We start from the raw sequence: 19534 nt of genomic DNA on the forward strand, positions 1-19534 counted from the left end.
GCTCCTGGTGGCCGGGTTTTCTATTTATCAACCTGCCTCAACTGCATGTCAACACCCATCTCTTCTCCTGGCTTCAGCAACCGCTTGGCGCAGGAAACCAGCCCGTATTTGCTTCAGCACGCCCATAACCCTGTAGAATGGTACCCTTGGGGTGAAGAGGCTTTAACACGAGCACAGGCAGAGCAAAAACCGATTTTGGTGAGCATTGGATATGCAGCCTGCCATTGGTGCCACGTGATGGAGCGAGAGTCGTTTGAGAACCCGCAGATAGCAGCGGTAATGAACCGCTATTTTATCTGCATAAAGGTAGATAGGGAGGAGCGGCCCGATGTAGACCAAGTATACATGGATGCGCTGCAGGCTATGGGGCTGGCGGGTGGTTGGCCCCTGAACGTCTTTCTGAACCCAGAGGCCAAACCTTTCTACGGCGGCACGTATTTTCAGCCCCGTAACTGGGTGCAGCTGCTGGAAAGTATTGGCCGGGGCTATGCCGGAGAGCACCGTGCCGAGCTGGACGCTTCAGCAGATCAGTTTGCGCAAGTACTTCAGGCAAGTGAACTGGACAAGTACCGCCTGCCAGCTACCAATGCTGGTCTTTCCGACGACCAGTTTAAGCTGCTCGTCTACAACTTGGCCGCCCGCTTCGACCATGAGAAAGGCGGAATTAATCGAGCGCCAAAATTCCCGATGCCCAGCATCTGGCGTTTTCTGCTCCGCACCCACGCATTAACCAACAGCGATGCCCTTTTGGCGCAGTTGCACCTTACATTGCGCGAAATGGCCTGGGGCGGTATCCATGATCAGGTAGGCGGCGGGTTTGCTCGTTATTCAGTTGATGAAAATTGGCTGGTGCCGCATTTTGAAAAGATGCTCTATGACAATGGCCAACTACTTAGCCTGTATGCAGAGGCCTTTCAACACACGCAGGATGAGCTTTACCGGCAAGTGACCTACGGTATAGTTGGGTTTGTGGAGCGTGAGCTGATGAGCCCCAATAGTGGTTTTTATTCTTCACTTGATGCAGACAGCGAGGGCGAGGAAGGCAAGTTCTACATCTGGACCCGAGCGGAGCTACAGGCAGTTTTGGGTGATGAGGAGCTGTTGGCCAGCGAGTATTATGGCTGCACTGCCCTGGGCAACTGGGAGCATGGCAGTAACATTTTGCACCGCCAAGAGTCTGACAAGGCTTTTGCGCAACATCATCAGCTTGCACCCAGCGTTCTGGCTGACTTGGTTTCTGGTTGGAAGCACAAACTCCTCCAGGCGCGAGAAAGCCGCCTACGCCCGGGCCTTGACGATAAAATTCTGACGGGCTGGAATGCGCTTATGCTACAAGGGCTGATTGATGCCTACCGCGCTTTTCAGGAGCCTAAGTTTTTAAAACTAGCCCTACGAAACGCCGCATTTCTGCAACAGAACCTACGCCTAGGCAACCAGCTATACCGCAACTATAAGAATGGGCATGCTACCATTCATGCGTTCCTGGAAGATTATGCCCTGCTGATACAGGCCTACATCAGCCTCTATGAGGCTACGTTTGCAGAGGAGTGGCTGCATGAAGCCGACGCGTTAGTGGCTTACGTACTGGAAAACTTCTTCGACCCCACTGAAAACCAGTTCTTCTATACCAACGCTCGGAGCGAAGCGCTAATAGCCCGCAAAAAGGAGCTTTTTGACAATGTTATTCCGGCGTCTAACTCCGTGATGGCGCATAACCTGCACCGCCTAGGCCTCCACCTAGAAAAAGAGCGCTACACCGAGTTAGCCGGACTTATACTACAACAAGTACACGAGCTGGTGGTGAAAGAACCGCACAACCTTGCTAACTGGGCAGCCCTCTATGCGGCTCGCCTACGCCCCACGGCAGAAGTAGCCATTGTGGGCCCGGAGGCCGCACGGTTCAGAGCGAACCTGAGCCAGCACTACCTGCCTAACGTAGTGCTGGCTGGCACCAGCAGCTCTAGTGAGCTACCGTTGCTTGCTAACCGCGAGGCCCGTCATAATAGCACAACCATTTACGTGTGCTATAACCGAACTTGTCAGCAGCCGGTGCACTCGGTGGCCGAGGCGCTGGCTCAACTGGCCTAGTGTGTTTTTTCAGGAGTTATAGACGCACTTTTAACAGAGCCAGGCCACTTCACAACCTTGGTCAGCGTAGTGCTTTTAGAGTGGCCTAGCGGGCACTTATGGTAGGCCAGCTATATAGAACTGGCCTACGCAAATCGTAGATAGCTCGTCACTTCATTGAGGCTAGCCGTCTATCTTTACTATTCGCATTCTGTTTCTGATTTCTTTTGAGCCTCACGTTTGACTTTGTTCAGCCGCAGCCGGAACCGGCAGCCGACCGCGTTACGCTGTTTGCGGACGTAATTCTGCCGTTGCCGCTGCCCAAACTATACACCTACCGTGTCCCCTTCGAGCTAAACGACCAGGTGGTGATTGGGGGCCGGGTTATTGTGCAGTTTGGGGCCAAGAAAACGCTGAGTTGCATTGTGGCCGCGGTGCACGAGACGCCGCCTGCCAACTACCAGGCGAAGTACATCCTCGAGTTTATTGATGATGCACCCGTAGTGACTCAGCCCCAGCTGAAGCTGTTTCGCTGGATGGCCGACTATTACCTGTGTACGCTAGGTGAGGTAATTAATGCCGCGTTGCCGGCTGCGCTTAAACTCAGCTCGGAGAGCCGGGTACAGCTTCACCCGGCATTTGAAGCCGAAACGAACCCATACCCACTAAGCGAGCAGGAGCAGAAGATTGTGGAGGCGCTGAGCACTGGCGAAGAGGGCAAGTCCATGACGTTCACCGAGGTTGGTGAACTGTTGGGCATTGCCTCCTTCCACAAGTACATCAAGTCACTGATGCAGAAGGATGTGGTATTCCTTTTCGAGCATCTCTCTGATAAGTACTCGCCTAAAGTGGTGAAGAAAGTACGCTTAGCGCATCATTATGTGGCTGAGGCGGCCCTGGAGCAACTATTTGCGCAGCTGGCTTCTAAAGCCAAGCAACTTGATGTGCTCATGCAGTACCTGCAGCGGGTGCCGGTATACCAGAATGAGCACGCTAACCACAAAGGCTTAGAGAAGGCTGCGCTAACCAGTGCGCCCCACCTCTCCCCTTCTGCCGTGAATACGCTCATCAAGAACGGTGTGCTTGAGCAGTTCGACGTTATCGTGTCGCGCTTTCCAATGGACGATGATGAGGCCGCTAATATGCACTTCACGCTGAGTGAAGCCCAGCAGGAGGCACACGACGACATCATGCGGCAGTTTCAGACCCAAGACATTGTGCTGCTCCACGGCGTAACGGGTGCCGGCAAAACCGAGATATATATCAATCTGATTCAACAGGCACTGGAAGGCGGCGGGCAGGTGCTGTACCTGCTGCCCGAAATTGCCCTTACTGCCCAGATTGTAACGCGCCTGATGCGCGTGTTTGGCTCACGGCTAGGCGTATATCACTCCAAGTTCTCCGACAATGAGCGGGTAGAAGTATGGAATGGCGTGCTTTCGGGGCGGTTTCAGGTAGTGGTGGGCGTACGCTCATCGGTATTCTTGCCCTTCGATAATCTGGCGCTGCTGATTGTAGATGAGGAGCACGAATCGAGCTACAAGCAGTACGACCCGGCTCCGCGCTACAACGCCCGCGAGGTAGCCCTGATGATGGCGAATTTTCAGGGAGCTAAAACACTACTGGGCTCGGCCACTCCTTCCGTAGAGACCTATTACCAGACCCGTACAGGGCGCTACGGCCTGGTGTCGCTGACCAAGCGCTTTGGGGAGGCTGGTCTACCGGAAATTGAATTAGTGGACACCCGCAAATCGCGGGAGCAAAAGACCATGCTCAACCATTTCACGCCGGAGCTGATGCAGGAGATGGAGCGCAAGTTGGCCGCCAAGGAGCAGGTAATCCTGTTTCAAAACCGCCGCGGCTACGCGCCCTTCATTAACTGCCTCGACTGCGGCTGGATTCCGAAGTGTAAAAACTGCGCCGTGAGCCTCAGTTACCATAAGCACGCCCACGAGTTGCGCTGCCACTACTGCGGCTACCACGACCGCATGCCGATAGAATGCCCGGCCTGTGGCTCGCGCAACATTAAAACAGTGGGCTTTGGCACTGAGAAGCTGGAGGACGACCTGAAGATTATGCTGCCGGCCGCCAGCGTACAGCGCATGGACCTGGATACCACCCGCGCCAAGAACTCTTACCAGCAGATCATCTCTGACTTCGAGAAGCAAACCACCAACGTGCTGGTGGGTACCCAAATGGTGACAAAGGGCCTAGACTTCGCCAACGTGAGTTTGGTAGGTATCATCAACGCCGACAGCATCATTCACTATCCCGATTTCCGGGCCCATGAACGCGCTTTCCAGATGTTTGTGCAGGTAAGCGGACGGGCAGGCCGTAAAGGCAAGAAGGGCAAGGTAATTATTCAAACCGGCGACCCGCAACAGGTAATCTTTGATAAGGTAATCCGGAATGATTACCTGGAGTTTTACGAGTACGAGATTCTGCAACGGCGTGAGCACGGTTACCCACCTTTCATGCGGGTAATTCGCCTCACGGTAAAACACATGGACCCCGTGGCGGCTGAGCGGGCCGCCATCATGCTAACTCAGGAGTTGGTGGATAGGCTGGGCCGCGAGGCTGTGCTGGGTCCTGAAGCTCCTTACATCTTCCGAATCCGAAACTTTTACCTTCAGGAAATCACCATTAAGCTCAGCCGTGAGCATACGGTGCTTCGGTCAGCTAAGGCTGATATTCTGGAGTCTATAAATCTAGTGCGTGATCATAAGGACTTTAAACAAGCCCGCATTGCGGCTGATGTAGACCCTATGTAAAGGTGCCTTAGGTTTTTTTGGCTGTAAGGAGCAAAGCCACGCCAATTATAGCAACTGGGATAGCCGTAAGAATAAAAGCAAAATTGATCGATAAGCTCACTATTGCCAAGAGAACTCCAGTACCTAGTAAACTAATGCCTACCCTTCTCCGACTACGATTCCGTTGTTTGACTGCAGGAATGGTTGTTTCAGGTTGAACAGCTACAGGCATAGTCGATGGCAATGAATCAGGCATCACTCCCGTTTTCAGAGCCTGCTTCAACAAACGGTGCCGTCCATTTTTACCCTGAAAAAACACTAAAGCTATTCCAAGTCCGAACAGAAAAAACCCAGCTATACCTTGAATCGCATGGGTCAAGCCGCCCCACTCGGTTTGTGGAGGGTCACTTAGAGCCCCGTCGATCATCAATACTGCCCCTGTCAGCGCTACAGCCCCTCCCACAGCGTTAACAATAGTAGTAGCCGGATCAACCTTGAAATCGGTAATGGTTGGCATTACCGAAGGTTGCTTTATAGTGGTATCAGGGGGTAATACGGTTAAAGAAGTTTGCTTGATATCAGTGCTGATTTTCGCTTTTCGGGTACTAGCCGTCACTTCATCCGGAGGCAACTCAGCGGTTAGTATAGGCGAAACAACTGGTATTGGCTGAGCGAGAGCATTCCTGTCATACATAGGCGCAGTAACAGGCAGTTTAAAGATTCTCGCAGATTGACAGCCAATTAGCTGACTAGATAAGAGAATAATGATCAGTCTTCTGCGCATAAATTGAGGTAATCCAGACGAATAAATAATATTCTAAACTAGAGTAAGTTAGGTTACAAACAAGAAGCCCCGACTGCGCTGGCAGTCGGGGCTTCTTGTTTGTAAGCAGGAGCTCTTAAACTTCGTCGAGTAGGCCTAGAACGATCAACACGATACCGATAACGGCAAAGATGGTTCCGAGCACGGCAAGGATTCCGCCGAAGATGCCAAGCAGGATGCCAACTAGCAGCAGAATAATACCGAGCTTGATGTTACGGCTTAGCGCGTTTGCGTCTTTTTTAGAGGCAACTTCCGACTTCTTAATCACCTGAGCCTTGGCAGCCAGCTTATCGGCTTTCTTCACCATGTTTTGTACCAGTGCTTTCTGCACTGCGTTCAGCTTGGGGGCAGCAACGGGAGCCTTGGCAGGAGTAGAAGCTGCAGCAGCCCGCTGAGTTGCAGGCGTAGTTGGAGCGACAGCAGTAACTGGTGCTTCGGGCGTAACGGCGGCTACTGGCTCATTCGAAACAGCTGCTTCTGCACTAGGAGTGGTAGCGGGTGCAGGTGTTACGATAGTAGCACGCTGGGTACCGTGGTAAGCCGAAGACGACTTGGGTAGCATAGCATATTCAGCACGGTTGCAGCTCGTGAGAGCTACGGCTACGGCAGCTACGGCAGTCAGCTTGTGAAGGAATCCGGATAGGTGTTTCATAGAAAAGGAAATTGGATGAATGTGTGTCAAACGCGTTTTCTACGGGCTAAAGTAATAATTGGCCATAAAAAGCCAGATTAAATATTCGGCATTTTGCATAATTAAAGAGGATAGCTCTCACATGTGCACTGCTGAGACGCATCTTGCATAAGGCAATTCGAACGCTTCAATGAATTAGGATGTTAGTCCATTCGCCATTTAATTGCGCTGTGCGTATGCCTGTTTCCCTTCTGTTTTTTTTGCGTGTAAGTGCCACTGGTTTGTTGCTATCTGCGGCAGCATGTACCCAACCACCTACTGAAAGCACTGCCGCTCAGCTCTCTCCGCTGCAAACCAGTGTGGCCCCCGACAGTAGCGGGTATGAGCGCCGGGCTCCCAAAGACCTCAACGGCATCAGCAAATATTATATGGGCCGCCAGATTGCGCACGTAATGGGGCACGAGGGCTCTGACTGGCTAGAACGGTCGGACCGGCAGCAGGAAGAGGGCACCGATATTTTGTTGCGGGAGCTACGCTTAAAGCCCACTGATGTAGTGGCCGACATAGGCGCCGGCACTGGGTATTTCACGTTCCGCCTGAGCCCCCTGGTACCGCAGGGCAAGGTACTGGCCGTAGATATTCAGCCGGAGATGCTCACGGCACTGCAGGCCAACAAGGCCAAGTTTAATGCGCCAAATGTAGAGCCAGTGCTAGGCACCACTCAAAATCCTAATTTACCCGCTAATAGTGTGGATCTGGTGCTTATTGTGGATGCGTACCACGAGTTTGACCACCCGCGGGAAATGATGCGCGCAGTACGTAACTCCCTCACTCCTACGGGCCGGCTGGCGCTGGTAGAATACCGGGCCGAAGACCCGGAGGTGCCCATCAAGCGCATTCATAAAATGTCGGTGGAGCAGGCTAAGCGCGAAATGGCTGCCATAGGCCTAGTATTGGCTGATACCATCGAGACGCTGCCTCAGCAGCACTTACTGATTTTCCGCCGCGCGCAGTAAGCTAGGCCGGCGTGTTGTGAGTTGGTTCGTTTTGCCAGCAGGAGTGGCCTAGGTGCCCTACCTTTGTGGCATGTCTGCCTCTGCCGCCCCCGATCCTCGCCAGCTTTCCATCCAAGACTTTACGTACCAGCTGCCACCTGAGCGAATTGCGCCCGAGCCGTTGGCTAACCGCGACCAGTCGCGTCTGCTTTACTACAACGCCGGCCAGATAGAAGACCGCCGTTTTCAGGAACTACCCAGCCTGCTGCCTACTGATGCGCTACTCGTGTTTAATGACACGAAAGTGGTGAGGGCCCGCTTGTTTGCGCACAAACCTACCGGTGGCTTGGTAGAGCTGTTCTGCCTGGAACCAGTGGCTCCGCACAAAGCCATCGAGCCCGCCATGCAGCAAACGGGCAGCTGCGTCTGGAAATGCCTGGTGGGCAACGGTAAACGCTGGAAAGCGGGTCCTGTGTTGCTGGAATTTTCCGTTGACGGCCAACCAGCGCTACTCACGGCGGAGCGGCTGGAGCAAGGCGAAGGATTTGCTTTTATTCGTTTTAGCTGGGAGCCTGCTGGCCTGCCATTTGCTGAGGTGCTGCGGGCAGCAGGGCACCTCCCCCTGCCGCCGTACCTTAACCGGCCAGATACCGATGTAGACGCGGTGCGCTACCAAACTGTTTACGCCGCCCACGAAGGTGCTGTGGCCGCGCCTACTGCTGGCCTACATTTCTCTGATGCCGTTCTGGACGAGCTGCAAGCGCGCCACATTGCCTCAGCGCGCGTAACGCTACACGTGGGAGCGGGCACCTTTCAGCCAGTAAAAGCCAGCCAGATGCTAGGCCACCCTATGCACGGTGAGCCCATTAGCGTAACTGCCGCCACCCTCCGTCAGCTGCTCGGGCACTGGCCTAGGCCTATTCTGGCAGTGGGTACTACCAGCCTCCGAACTCTGGAGAGCCTGTACTGGCTGGGCGCGCGACTGGTGCAGCAACCAGAGCAAGCGCCTACCTGGCACGTAGGCCAGTGGCAACCCTATGAAGGCACTGCCGACATTCCAGCCGAAGCCGCGTTGCAGGCCTTGCTTACGCATCTGGAAAGCACAAAAGCAGAAGAGCTACACGCCACTACGCAGCTACTAATTGCGCCCGGCTATCAATTCAGATTAATCAAAGGATTGATTACCAACTTCCATCAGCCGGAGAGCACTCTGCTCCTACTGGTGGCCGCCCTAGTTGGCCCTGAATGGCGGCACTTGTATGCCCATGCCTTGGAAAATAACTACCGCTTTCTGAGCTACGGCGACAGTTCTTTGCTGCTTCCTTAACCATCTCAAGCTTAGAGTGGCCTAGGGTTATCTTTGGCAGTTTGCATCACTCCTTTTTCCAAAAGCAACTTATTCGCAGAGCAGCGTATAAGGACACAGGTTTATTTTACCAAGCCTGTTTTTTGTCATGAAAAAGATACTGATGATAGTTGCTGCCGTAGCCTTTTCTACCGCAGCTTTCGCCCAGGGCGATACCAAAACCGTAGCAAAAGATGATGCTACTGGTGCCAAAACCACCGTTACTACCCGCGATAATGGTACTATGAAAGTAGAATCGCAGACGGGCCGTACGGAAGCTGGCGAAAAAATTCACAACACGAAAGAAGACGCTCAATATGTAGGCGAGAAAACTGGCAGCGCCGTTAAGCGTGGGGCCAAGAAAACAGGCCACGTAGTAAAAAGAGGCGCTGAGAAAACCGGCCACGCCGTGAAGAAGGGCGCCAAAGCCGTGAAAAACAAAGCCGAAGACGTAGTAGACTAGTCTTAAACTGCGCACAAAAAAGCCCCGCTGCCAACGCAGCGGGGCTTTTTTGTGTTGGATGAGCCCTTACTGGCCTACCATGAAAATGGCATTGCCGAAGAGCAGCTTCCCCCCTTGCCAGAAGGCCCGGAACAGAGGGTTGTCGCCGAGGTAAACTACCTGGCCCCGGCCTAAATCCTGGGTACCAAGCACAAACGTATCATTCAACACGCGCTGGGCTTTGCTGCCCGCAAAACCAGCCGCATAGCTGTTCTTCTTCAGTACGCCTACGTTCCAGCCTCCAGTGGGCATGAAGCGGTAATTGGGCACATCACGTAGCAGAGCGTAGTAGGTGTCGCCGTAGCCGAAAGCCAAGGGGTGCGTATTGTCGAGCTGAACGCGGTAAACGCTGCCCTGCACCCGCTCACCAATCTGCTCCCGCTCTGCATCGGCATATTTGCGCAGTGCGGCGTATGGGCTGGCCTTTTTGGCTGCTGTAGAGTCAGCGGGCTTTGTTTTCAGGAGAAAATCTTTTTTGCCAGCCAGGAAGCGTGAAGCCCCCTCCAGGGCTACCAGCTTGCCACCAGCCCGCACCCAGGCTTTCACGTTTTCCAGGTTACGCTCCGCCAGAATATCGGCATAGCTACCATCCGGCAGAATAAGTACGTCGAATTTTGCCAACGGTACGGTGCTGAAGTAGTCTGTTCCGATAACCGTAATGGGATAGCCCAGTTGCTGCTCGAAGAAATGCCATACTTCGCCAAAAGCTGTGGCATCTACGCCGGGGCCGGCAAGCACAGCTACATTTGCCTGCTTAATGGGTCGTACTGAGCGTGAGCCTAAGTCGCCGCCGCTGGTAGAGAAGCCCGACTGCACAGCTTGCACCACAACTCCCGCAGAGTCGGCCTGGGCCCGCACTAGCTGGTCGAACCGGGCGCCGAGGCCCTCGTTGCCGGTACGCGTGATAACAACCGTACCCCGCTGATACTTCTGGCCTTCGGTTTCAAACGGCTCTTCAGCCACACGAACTTTCACGCCCTGCTGCAGCAAACGCCCCAGAAAACGCACGTCCTGCAGGCTGTTCCAGCGGGCCAGGTAGGCGTATGGGCGCTCTGTGGGCGCAGCCGCGCTTCCCTTTACGGTTGCAGCCGACGGCTGCGAGCCAGCTGCCTCAACCCGGCTTTTCAGGGCGTAAGCTTTCAAGCCAAAAGCATAGGGCAAGGACCATGACGTGAGGTCATAGGTCAGGGAGTCTTCGAGTACTGATTTTGGCTCAAACAGCACCTTTACCAGCGTTGATTTGGGCTGGTACATGCTCACCACTACATCGTGCGGCTCAATCTGCACGTTGTCGGTTTTGCCGGTGGTGTAATCAAAGCCTTTGAGTTTGCTGCGCTTAGTGGCAAAGCCATAGGTAATCTGCTGCCGGTCGAGGTACTGCGTGAGCGCACGCACCTGGCCCGGGTCGCCGCTACCAGCCAGTACAAACGATTTGTATTCGCCTTTGGGGTTAGTACGAGCATTGGTATAGAAGTTCTCAAACTCCTTGATCAGATCATTGTGGCGGTCAGCGGCGGCCTGAATAGTGGCGAGGCTGGTGGCGTGGTGATGCGCAATGCGCTGGGCCAGGGTAAGCGTGTCGCCATCGGCTTTGGTGTAGCGAATACCGGCCGGGCCGCCTCCACCCTGCTCGTAGGTCATGCCAATGGCCCCATTAAAGGACGGCCAAGTGTCACCGTAGAAGGGAGCGAACAGGTCATAGGTCTCGCGGGTGAAGTATAGCCAGCCGTTCTTGTCAAATACCTGCCGGTTATAGTCGCCAATGATATTCTGGAACTTGCGCTGCCACTCGGTCAGGTCCGCGTGAAAGGGCTTGGCAGCCGGCGAAAAGTAGTACGGGTTGTTGGGCCCCATTTCGTGAAAATCGGCATGTACCTGCGGGAGCCACTGGTTATACACCACTATGCGCTGCCGGCTTTCCTGCTGCGTTTGCCACGCCCAGTCACGGTTCAGGTCGAAGTAGTAATGGTTGTAGCGCCCCCCAGGCCAGGGCTCATGGTGCTCCCAGGAATAAGGAGAAGCATTGGCCTGCTGGTTGCGCACCCGGTTATACCACATGGCGTACCGGTCGCGGCCATCGGGGTTTACGCAAGGGTCAATGATAACTACCAGGTTCTGCAGCCACTGCTGCATCTGCTGGTTTTGTGGGTTGGCTAAGTCATAGAGCACCTCCATCACCGCCTCCGACGATACCGCCTCGTTGCCGTGCACGTTGTAGCTCAGCCATACCACGGCCGGCTGCTGTCGCTGTACCGTGCCTTTTTCAAGACCCGTCATGCGCAGGTTGTTGTGCCGAATGTCCTCCAGGCGGTTCAGGTTATCGGGCGTAGCCACGTATACCAGCTCCAGGGGGCGGTTTTCATAGGTTTTACCGTAGCGCTGCAGCTTCATCTGGCTAGGTGAGTGCTGCACTACGTGCTCTACGTAGCTGAGCAATGCCGCGTGCGGCGTAAACTGCGTACCGAGCTCATACCCTAGAAACTGAGCAGGAGTTAGCAAAGGACCTTGAGTAGCCGGGGCCGGGGATTGGGCGAAGAGCCGGGGTGCCCACAAGAGCAGAAGCAGCAAGTAGGCAGCTCGAAAGCGAGAATGTAACACAGAACGAAAAATTGTGCAGGCTGTAGCCCGCATAGTACAAGTAGAACCCAAAGAAAGCAGAAAGTAGCGTGGCAAAAGATACAAAGCCCGTAAAGCTTGCGCCTGCTCCGTGCAAGATTCTAGCATAAGCCTCGCTGGGCACTTTGATGTCAGCAAATTCAGGAAATAGGAAGTAGATTGGGCTTCATCGCCACCTTTCATTCTATTATGTCCCACTTCTTCCCTCATGCGGCTACGCTCACGGGCCTGTTGCTGGCCAGCACCCTCAGTGGCTACGCACAATCGGCAATTACGTATCCGGTAACGTCAGAAGCCGAAAAGGCTCAGCTGGCCATTACTGTAGCCGATACGGCCTACATTCAGCAGCACTACACCAAAACGGAATATCAGATTCCGATGCGGGATGGCGTTAAGCTCTACACCGTAGTGTATGCCCCCAACGATGCCGATAAGGTTCGTTACCCGATAATGCTCAACCGTACGCCCTACGCCGTAGGTCCCTACGGAGCCGGCAAGTACAAATATTCCTTGGGGCCCAGCAGCACCATGATGCACGAGGGCTACATCTTTGCTTATCAGGATGTGCGGGGCCGCTACATGTCAGAGGGCCAGTTTGTGGATGTGCGCCCCGAAAAGGACACGCATAAGGGCAAGAATGATATTGATGAAGGTACTGACACCTTTGATACCATTGCCTGGCTGCTGAAGCATGGCCCCAAGAACAATGGCCGCGTAGGCCAGTGGGGCATTTCCTACCCCGGCTACTACACGGCCACCGGCTTGCTCAGCCGCCACCCGGCCCTAAAGGCCTCCTCACCGCAGGCCCCTATTGCCGACTGGTTTTGGGACGATTTCCACCACAACGGCGCCTTCTTCCTGCCGCACGCCTTCAATTTCCTAGCTTCCTTCGGCCTGGCCCGGCCTCAGCCTACTCCTACCGGCAACCCTAGCTTCAAACACGGCACTCCCGATGGGTACGATTTCTTCCTGAAAATGGGCCCGCTGAAGAATGCCGATGCCAACTACTACAAAGGCAAAGTGGCCTTCTGGAACGAGATGGCCAGCCACCCGAACTACGATGAGTTTTGGCAGGCTCGCAACTTACGCCCTCACCTCAAAGATCTTAATAAAGGTACGGCCGTGCTGACGGTAGGTGGTTTTAACGATGCCGAAGACCTATTCGGGGCGCTAAAGATTTACGAGAGCATTGAAAAGCAGAACCCCGGCATGCGCAATGGCTTGGTAATGGGCCCGTGGGTGCATGGTGGCTGGGCCCGCGGCACCGGCGAGATGGTGGGCAATGTGGCCTACGGGGAGTCGCCCTCCCTGTATTACCAGAAAGAGATTGAAGCGCCCTTTTTCAAGTCGTACCTGAAGGATGGCAAGCCCGCTGCCACGCCTGAGGCTACGGTGTTTGAGAGCGGCACCAACCGCTGGCGCACCTTTGAAGCCTGGCCCCCCAAGGAAGCCAAAGAGCGCACGCTCTACTTCCAGGCCGCGGGCAAGATTGGGTTTGATAAACCCGCTAGCGGCTCAGAGTATGACCAGTACCTCAGCGACCCGGCTCACCCCGTACCGTTCTCTGAGGCCACCACCACCGGCATGACCCGCGAGTACATGACCGACGACCAGCGCTTCGCCAGCCGCCGCCCCGATGTACTCACGTATCAGACAGAACCACTCACGGAAGACATGACTCTGGCTGGCCCCATTCAGGCGCTATTGCAGGTTGCCACCACGGGTACCGATGCTGATTGGGTAGTCAAGATCATTGATGTGTACCCTGACGATACCCCGAACAACCCGCGCACCAACCCGGCCGTGAAGCTGGGCGGCTACCAGCAAATGGTTCGTTCGGAAGTAATGCGAGGCCGGTTCCGCAACAGCTTCTCCAAGCCTGAAGCGTTTGTACCGGGCCAGGTGACGGCAGTACCCTTTACGGTGCAAGACCTCTGCCACACCTTTCAAAAGGGCCACCGCCTCATGGTGCAGGTGCAGAGTTCCTGGTTCCCGCTCGTAGACCGGAACCCACAGACTTTTGTGCCCAACATTTTTGAGGCGGACGAGAAAGACTTTCAGACCGCTACGCACCGCTTGTACCACTCGCCAGAACATACTTCTCAGCTCACCGTGAAAGTGCTCTAGGCCAACCGCATTACCCCGTAACCCAGAAGGAGCCGCCATGCTAGCATGGCGGCTCCTTCTGGGTTACGGGGTATTTCAACTTACATGCGAGGCACGTTATAAAAATCCATTTCCTGTGGCTTCTCCTTCAACTCATACAATACCCCCTCCGATACTCCCCTCCCAAACAGACTAAGCCCGGCATTGAGTACGACCAAGGCGGCCGTGCCAGCGGCTACCCACTCTGAAGTGGGCGCTTTTCTTCGTTTTTTATCAGCGGCCCACTGCACTAAGCAGGTACCTAACCCCACAACTACCAGTCCGGCGGGGGCAAACGTGAGCCATTTTTTCTTGTGCGTCATAGGAGTGTGCGAATGTATCAGGAGGAGTAGTGAAGATGGCGCCAATTCCGGAGTTGAACAAGGCCTGTAGATACAATCGTACCTTTGGGCCTGAATGTTTCGCCTTGGCCGCTATCTTTTCGCGGCGCTAGGCCTCTCCCCCGACTTTTTACTATGCCTTACCCTTACGAACAACTGCTGCAGGTAGCCTTCCCGGAGGCGGCTGATGCTAAGCGCTTCCTCTCACCGGCTACTCTGGCGGCTTACGACACTTTCCGGCAGGCCACTAGCACTGATATTGCGTTCCGCTTTGAGCGGGTACGCTTAGGAGTAGCACTGGCCCTGATGAAGCTTCTTGCTGACCTAGGCGACCATGAAGAAAGCCGCCGCGTGATGGACGTACTACACCGCGCTTTAGCGTCTCGCTCCGTTAAGGAAATTGATGCTACCATCACCAAAGAGGCTAAAGTGTTTGAGAAGCTCTACACCAATCTATATGTAAATGAGGATGGTGAACTGCTGCTAGGCCTCTTTGAGCGCACCCTCGACGCTGACACTCAGCCCCTCATGGATGGTGTTATTAGAGAAGCTCTGGAAGTGGCCGCTGCACTTGACTTCAGCCACTATGATGAGGACGAGGATGATCAGGAATAGGGCCTGACTGGCCTAGCACCGTAGGTATATCAACAAAAAAGGGCCGCAACGATATTCGTTGCGGCCCTTTTTACTTGGTGCAGATGACTTAGTAGCCAGGGTTCTGCACCAGGGTTGTGTTCACGTTAGTCTCCCGGAAGGGAATAGGCAACACCAACCGGTCGCTGGTGATAGGGAACGTAGTGGCAGGGTTTGAGCCAGTAGCAGGAATAAAGATGTCCGTGCCGGTGCGCTTCAGGTCATGAATGCGGAACCCCTCAAAAGCCAGCTCCAGCTGACGCTCCCGTAGAATTGTGGCTAGTGAAAGCTGAGCCAAAGTCAGTGGGGTAGCTCCCGAACGGTTCCGGATACGGTTAATATCTGCTAAAGCATCGGTGAGGTTACCTGCTCTGAAAGCAGCCTCAGCCCGGATCAGGTACATTTCAGCAAGCCGAATCACTGGAATATTCTGGCCATATGTAGTGTACTTGCCAGAGCGCAATACCCCAGCCCGAGTACCGGTGCCTACATACAAAAGCCCGGCTTCACCTCGAGCATCAGTAGGCCCGTACTGGGCGGCAAATGCTGGTAGCACCTGAATATCCCCACGCCCGAGCTGGCCAATGCTGGCAAAGTGAGTAGCTAGGCCACTGTTGGAAGTGCCGGCGTTGTTCTGATCATTCTGCTGGATTTCCAGCAGGGTCTCAGAGGAGTTGCGGTTTGTGAATACCGACTGCAGCGTGGGCGAAAGCGCTTTGCCGCTGTTTTTGATAACATCATCGGCCAGAGCACCTGCCTGCACAAAATTGCTCTGCTGCAGGTACACCCGGGCCAGCAGGGCTTTGGCCGTGTAGCTGGAAGCACGCGTACCGTTGCTCTTGGGCAGCAATGCAATAGCCTTGGTCAGGTCTTCAATTACCTGAGTGTATACCTGCTCAACAGTGGCGCGGGGCTGCAGAGTAGAAGCTTGCTCTACGGTCTTTACAGGAACCAAATTGAGTGGCACACCCAATTGGGTGTTGCCTCCGCCAGCTTGGTACTGCTTGGCATACAAGCGCACCAGTTCAAAGTGCATATCGGCGCGCACGAAACGGGCCTCCCCTTCATACTGCGACTTCAGGCTGGCAGTAGATACTACCGGCAGTGCATCAATAATCAGGTTGGCCTGATTAATGGCCTGGTAAGCGGCCCGCCAGATACCTTCTGCCGTTGTATTCTGAGAGTTGGTAGTGCGGTTAGCCAGCTGAATAAAGTTCTGGAATGAGCCCTGGAAGCGAATGTAATTGTTCACCGCCATCAGTTCAGGTACCAGAATAAGGTTGGTACCGTACAGGTTGGGGTCATCGAGGCGGGCATACATACCTACCACGGCACTACCTACATTCGACTCATTGTTCAATGCCGTTGCCGCATCTACTGACTGGTAAGGGTCAATATTGAGTTGCTTTTCGCAGGAGGCCAGGCCCAGGCTAAGACCTAGTGCCAACACGGCGGCTGATCGAGAAAATATCGTTTTCATCAGAAAAGAAAGTCAGAGAATTAGAAACCCACGTTAACGCCGACCAGGAAAGTCTTGGCCAGTGGTGGCGTGTAGAAGTCATGCCCAATCAGGTAGTTAGCAGCACCAAATGCCGCCGTGTTTACCTCTGGGTCATAGCCATCGTAGTTGGTGATGGTGGCCAGGTTTTGAGCTGACACATACACCCGCGCCGACTGGATACGGCCTTTCTTCACAAATGCGGAAGGAATGTTATAGCCCAACGTCACGTTTTTAACCCGGAAGAAAGACCCCCCGGTCACCCAACGCGAAGATTGTACCGTTCCGTTCCCGGCATACAGGCGCGCCTGGGGCACGTTGGTCATGTCGCCGGGCTTCTGCCAGCGCTTCAGCTGATCAATCGTCTGGTTGTCGAAATAATCGCCGTTTACAGACTGATAAACACCCGCGGCGTTGTAGATATCATTGCCGTACACAAACTGGCCTAGCGCGCTCAGATCGAACCCTTTGTACGACAAGGTATTGGTGATACCACCCGTGAAATCGGGGTTGGGGTTACCTACTACCTGCAAACCAGCCCGTGAAGCCAGGTTTGTGGTAGAGCCGTCAGCCGCGTAGTAGAGGGCATCGCCGTTCTCGGGATTCACACCGGCATATTTGCGGCCGTAGAAAATACCAATTGGCTGTCCTTCGCGTACACTACCCAGGTAGCCGCTCTGGATAGGAGCCGCCAGTGAGGTGATTTTGTTACGGTTGAAGGAGATGTTAAAGTTGGTGGTCCACTTAAACGGACCATCAAAGTTGCGCGTGTTCAGCGCAATTTCCAGACCGCGGTTACGCAACGAACCTACGTTTTCAGTTACGCTGGTGTAGCCATTGCTGTAAGACAACGGACGGCTGAGGAGCAGGTCACGGGTTTTCTTCTCATACACGTCAATTTCACCCGAAATGCGGTTGTCTAAGAAGCCAAATTCCAAACCAATATCGGTCTGAGCTGTGCTTTCCCAGGTGAGGTTAGGGTTACCAACTGTAGTGCTGGGCACAATACCGGCCTGGTCGGCGTAGGGCAAAGCGCCATACAGGTTGCGCGAGGCAAAGTTGCCAATCTCCGCGTTACCCGTCAGACCGTAGCTGGCCCGCACCTTCAGGTAGTTTACAATGGCGTTGTCCTTCAGGAAGCCTTCTTCTGAAATCAACCAGCCCACGGAGCCAGCCCCGAAAGTACCGTAACGGTTATTGGCCCCGAAGCGCGACGAGCCGTCGCGGCGGACGCTACCCGATACCAGGTATTTACCCTGGAAAGCGTAGTTGATACGGCCGAAGTACGATACGAAGGAGAAACCCGAACGGGTAGAGCCCGAGCCAGCCGTTTTAATGGCAGCGCTGGACACCCGCGTAAACTCGGCGTTTGGGAAGCCACGCCCTTCAGCAGAAGTAGTTTGGTTGTCTGAACGCTGGAACGAGAAACCAGCCAGCGCTTCAATGCTATGGTTCTCCCCAATAGTTTTGAGGTAGGTAGCCGTATTGTTGGTGGTGTAGTTAATTACCTGCACCTGGTTGCTGTAGCCGTAGCCACTGTTGCCACCATCCTGAGTACCTGCCGCCCGGTAAATATCTTCGTTCAGATTCAGGTAGTCAGCGCCAGCTTCCGTGCGCAGCGTGAGGTTCTTGATGGGCTGGTACGAGAGGTTTACGTTGCTGAACGAGCGATACGTACCAGCGCGGTTTGAGCCCTTATCCAGGTCCAGCAAGTTGTTGTAATACAGCGTGTTTCTATTCAACTCACCCGTAGTAGGATCATACTTGGGCTGAAGAGGCGGCAACGCGTTTAGCTGTACCGGGTTAGAGAAGGCATTGTCGTTGGGCGTCCGGTCATTTACTGAGCGCGTGAGCGACAAGTTGAACCCCACCTTTAGCTTATCCGAGATAGAGTGGTCGAGGTTGATACGGGCGCTTCCCCGACGGTACCGGTTACCGATGATGATACCGGTTTGGTCGTTGTAGGTTGTGCTCAGGTAGAAGCGGGTTTTGGCATCGCCTCCGCTTACGTTCAGGTCGTACTGGGTCACCTTGCCCTTACGGAAAGGCTCGTCGCTCCACTTCTGGTCGTAAGGAGAGTTGAAGTCAATTCCGTTTCCCTCAAACTCTTCCTGGGGGTCGTAGCCTTCGTTATTAGCCGCTTCCGTGAAGAGCTCCTTATACTGAGCAGCGTTCAGGAACTTACGGCGCTTGGTGGTTTCGCTGGTACCAATGTAGTAGCCCAGGTTAACCTTGGTCTGGCCCTGGCGGCCCTGCTTGGTGGTAACCAGCACTACACCGTTAGAAGCCCGCGAACCATAAATAGCAGAAGAAGCAGCGTCCTTCAGAATGGTAATCGACTCGATGTCGTTCGGGTTCAGGTCGGCCAGCGGGTTCAGGGGTTCCGTGTCAGATCCTACGTCCTGGGAAGTTACAGGAATACCGTCAATCACGTACAGCGGCTGGTTTGAGGCCGTTACGGACGATGCACCACGTACCCGGATTTGTACACCAGCACCCAGTTTACCCGAGGTCTGGTTGATCTGTACGCCTGGCGTACGGCCCTGAATAGCCTGCTCAAAGCTTACCGTAGGCACGTTTTGCACGTCTTTGCTGCTGAGTTGCGTAACGGAGCCCGTTACATCAGCCTTGGTCTGGGTGCCATAACCTACTACTACTGCTTCGCCAAGCTCAGTAGCGCTGCTGCGCAGCGTTACCGGCACCGATGTACGGTCACCTACCGTTACATTCTGAGTTTCAAAACCAATAGAGCTGATTACCAGCGTAGCACCGGGCTGCACCGACAAGGAGAAGGCACCGCTGGCATCAGTGCTGGTGCCATTGGTAGTGCCCCGCTCGAGCACCGTAACGCCAGGAAGCCCCGTGCCACCGGCATCCGTTACACGGCCACTAACGGCACGCGTTTGGGCCGCCGCAGTGGAAGCAAAAGCTAATCCGCAAGCGAGAGGAATGAGGAAATTTTGTTTCATATAATCCAGACCTGAAGGTCGATTAGAGTGAAAATTCACCGGCGTAAACTTTCCGGTGTTATAAGCTGGAAAACGACTAAAATTCAGCCGCTAATTATCCGCAAATTAAATACTTGAGCACATATTCACTTATTTATTTCAATAATCTCCTAGAATCATGATGATATTTCTTACATATCCGCATTACTATTATACAGTTTGACAGTTTGTTATGAAGCT

Annotated in this window: 13 protein-coding genes; 7 read left to right on the top strand and 6 right to left on the bottom strand. The window is 54.2% G+C overall.

All coding sequences use genetic code 11. From position 1 onward, the window contains the following. Window positions 1–45 precede the first annotated feature (45 nt). A complete protein-coding gene (locus HMJ29_RS01975; protein WP_171589906.1) occupies window positions 46–2088 on the top strand; it encodes a thioredoxin domain-containing protein in 2043 nt (680 codons plus the stop codon). A 206-nt stretch (window positions 2089–2294) separates the two neighbouring features. Beyond that, window positions 2295–4838: a replication restart helicase PriA gene (gene priA / locus HMJ29_RS01980; RefSeq protein WP_171589907.1), complete on the top strand. Its 2544-nt coding sequence runs from the start codon at window positions 2295–2297 to the stop codon at window positions 4836–4838. Window positions 4839–4845: 7 nt separating this feature from the next. On the opposite strand, the gene HMJ29_RS01985 is transcribed toward priA, so the two are convergent. Together HMJ29_RS01985 and HMJ29_RS01990 are read right to left on the bottom strand one after the other, a co-directional pair. Then, window positions 4846–5601 (bottom strand): hypothetical protein, encoded by a 756-nt coding sequence (locus HMJ29_RS01985; RefSeq protein ID WP_171589908.1) that lies wholly within the window; start codon window positions 5599–5601, stop codon window positions 4846–4848. 115 nt (window positions 5602–5716) lie between these two features. Further along, window positions 5717–6292 (bottom strand): hypothetical protein, encoded by a 576-nt coding sequence (locus tag HMJ29_RS01990; protein WP_171589909.1) that lies wholly within the window; start codon window positions 6290–6292, stop codon window positions 5717–5719. Window positions 6293–6507: 215 nt separating this feature from the next. Between HMJ29_RS01990 and HMJ29_RS01995 the strand changes: the two genes are divergently transcribed. The 3 genes from HMJ29_RS01995 (at window position 6508) to HMJ29_RS02005 (ending at window position 9074) form a co-directional block, all read left to right on the top strand. Beyond that, window positions 6508–7287, top strand: coding sequence for a class I SAM-dependent methyltransferase (locus HMJ29_RS01995; protein WP_171589910.1), 780 nt, complete (start codon window positions 6508–6510; stop codon window positions 7285–7287). Between the two features lie 70 nt (window positions 7288–7357). Continuing rightward, window positions 7358–8593, top strand: coding sequence for an S-adenosylmethionine:tRNA ribosyltransferase-isomerase (locus HMJ29_RS02000; protein ID WP_171589911.1), 1236 nt, complete (start codon window positions 7358–7360; stop codon window positions 8591–8593). A gap of 127 nt (window positions 8594–8720) precedes the next feature. Continuing rightward, window positions 8721–9074, top strand: coding sequence for a hypothetical protein (locus tag HMJ29_RS02005; protein ID WP_171589912.1), 354 nt, complete (start codon window positions 8721–8723; stop codon window positions 9072–9074). 66 nt (window positions 9075–9140) lie between these two features. Here the strand turns inward: HMJ29_RS02005 and HMJ29_RS02010 are convergent, their stop codons facing one another. Further along, window positions 9141–11744 carry a M14 family metallopeptidase gene (locus HMJ29_RS02010; protein ID WP_171589913.1) on the bottom strand — a complete coding sequence of 868 codons (2604 nt, stop codon included), beginning with the start codon at window positions 11742–11744 and terminating at the stop codon, window positions 9141–9143. A gap of 174 nt (window positions 11745–11918) precedes the next feature. On the opposite strand from HMJ29_RS02010, the gene HMJ29_RS02015 reads away from it, so the two are divergent. Next, a complete protein-coding gene (locus HMJ29_RS02015; protein WP_171589914.1) occupies window positions 11919–13856 on the top strand; it encodes a CocE/NonD family hydrolase in 1938 nt (645 codons plus the stop codon). A gap of 80 nt (window positions 13857–13936) precedes the next feature. Here HMJ29_RS02015 and HMJ29_RS02020 read toward each other — a convergent pair whose 3' ends face one another. Then, the gene (locus HMJ29_RS02020) at window positions 13937–14197 is read right to left on the bottom strand and encodes a hypothetical protein (RefSeq protein ID WP_171589545.1); all 261 of its coding nucleotides are present in this window, start codon (window positions 14195–14197) and stop codon (window positions 13937–13939) included. A gap of 153 nt (window positions 14198–14350) precedes the next feature. Here HMJ29_RS02020 and HMJ29_RS02025 point away from each other — a divergent pair, with 153 nt between their 5' ends. Next, window positions 14351–14830 carry a hypothetical protein gene (locus HMJ29_RS02025; RefSeq protein WP_171589915.1) on the top strand — a complete coding sequence of 160 codons (480 nt, stop codon included), beginning with the start codon at window positions 14351–14353 and terminating at the stop codon, window positions 14828–14830. A gap of 88 nt (window positions 14831–14918) precedes the next feature. On the opposite strand, the gene HMJ29_RS02030 is transcribed toward HMJ29_RS02025, so the two are convergent. Together HMJ29_RS02030 and HMJ29_RS02035 are read right to left on the bottom strand one after the other, a co-directional pair. Continuing rightward, window positions 14919–16328, bottom strand: a complete 1410-nt coding sequence (locus HMJ29_RS02030; protein WP_171589916.1) for a RagB/SusD family nutrient uptake outer membrane protein — start codon at window positions 16326–16328, stop codon at window positions 14919–14921. A gap of 20 nt (window positions 16329–16348) precedes the next feature. After that, entirely contained in the window at window positions 16349–19315 is a 2967-nt protein-coding gene (locus tag HMJ29_RS02035) for a SusC/RagA family TonB-linked outer membrane protein (protein ID WP_171589917.1), read from the bottom strand. Window positions 19316–19534: the final 219 nt, after the last annotated feature.

The organism is Hymenobacter taeanensis (genome assembly GCF_013137895.1).
In the GTDB taxonomy this organism is placed as follows: domain Bacteria; phylum Bacteroidota; class Bacteroidia; order Cytophagales; family Hymenobacteraceae; genus Hymenobacter; species Hymenobacter taeanensis.

What these genes read in the sequence shown, in the direction of transcription:
- HMJ29_RS02015 (WP_171589914.1), top strand. Translation starts at nt 11,919, where the DNA reads ATGTCCCACTTCTTCCCTCATGCGGCTACGCTCACGGGCCTGTTGCTG.
- HMJ29_RS02025 (WP_171589915.1), top strand. Translation starts at nt 14,351, where the DNA reads ATGCCTTACCCTTACGAACAACTGCTGCAGGTAGCCTTCCCGGAGGCG.
- HMJ29_RS02005 (WP_171589912.1), top strand. Translation starts at nt 8,721, where the DNA reads ATGAAAAAGATACTGATGATAGTTGCTGCCGTAGCCTTTTCTACCGCA.
- HMJ29_RS02010 (WP_171589913.1), bottom strand. Translation starts at nt 11,744, where the DNA reads ATGCGGGCTACAGCCTGCACAATTTTTCGTTCTGTGTTACATTCTCGC.
- HMJ29_RS02020 (WP_171589545.1), bottom strand. Translation starts at nt 14,197, where the DNA reads ATGACGCACAAGAAAAAATGGCTCACGTTTGCCCCCGCCGGACTGGTA.
- HMJ29_RS02035 (WP_171589917.1), bottom strand. Translation starts at nt 19,315, where the DNA reads ATGAAACAAAATTTCCTCATTCCTCTCGCTTGCGGATTAGCTTTTGCT.
- HMJ29_RS02030 (WP_171589916.1), bottom strand. Translation starts at nt 16,328, where the DNA reads ATGAAAACGATATTTTCTCGATCAGCCGCCGTGTTGGCACTAGGTCTT.
- HMJ29_RS01975 (WP_171589906.1), top strand. Translation starts at nt 46, where the DNA reads ATGTCAACACCCATCTCTTCTCCTGGCTTCAGCAACCGCTTGGCGCAG.
- HMJ29_RS02000 (WP_171589911.1), top strand. Translation starts at nt 7,358, where the DNA reads ATGTCTGCCTCTGCCGCCCCCGATCCTCGCCAGCTTTCCATCCAAGAC.
- HMJ29_RS01995 (WP_171589910.1), top strand. Translation starts at nt 6,508, where the DNA reads ATGCCTGTTTCCCTTCTGTTTTTTTTGCGTGTAAGTGCCACTGGTTTG.
- HMJ29_RS01990 (WP_171589909.1), bottom strand. Translation starts at nt 6,292, where the DNA reads ATGAAACACCTATCCGGATTCCTTCACAAGCTGACTGCCGTAGCTGCC.
- HMJ29_RS01985 (WP_171589908.1), bottom strand. Translation starts at nt 5,601, where the DNA reads ATGCGCAGAAGACTGATCATTATTCTCTTATCTAGTCAGCTAATTGGC.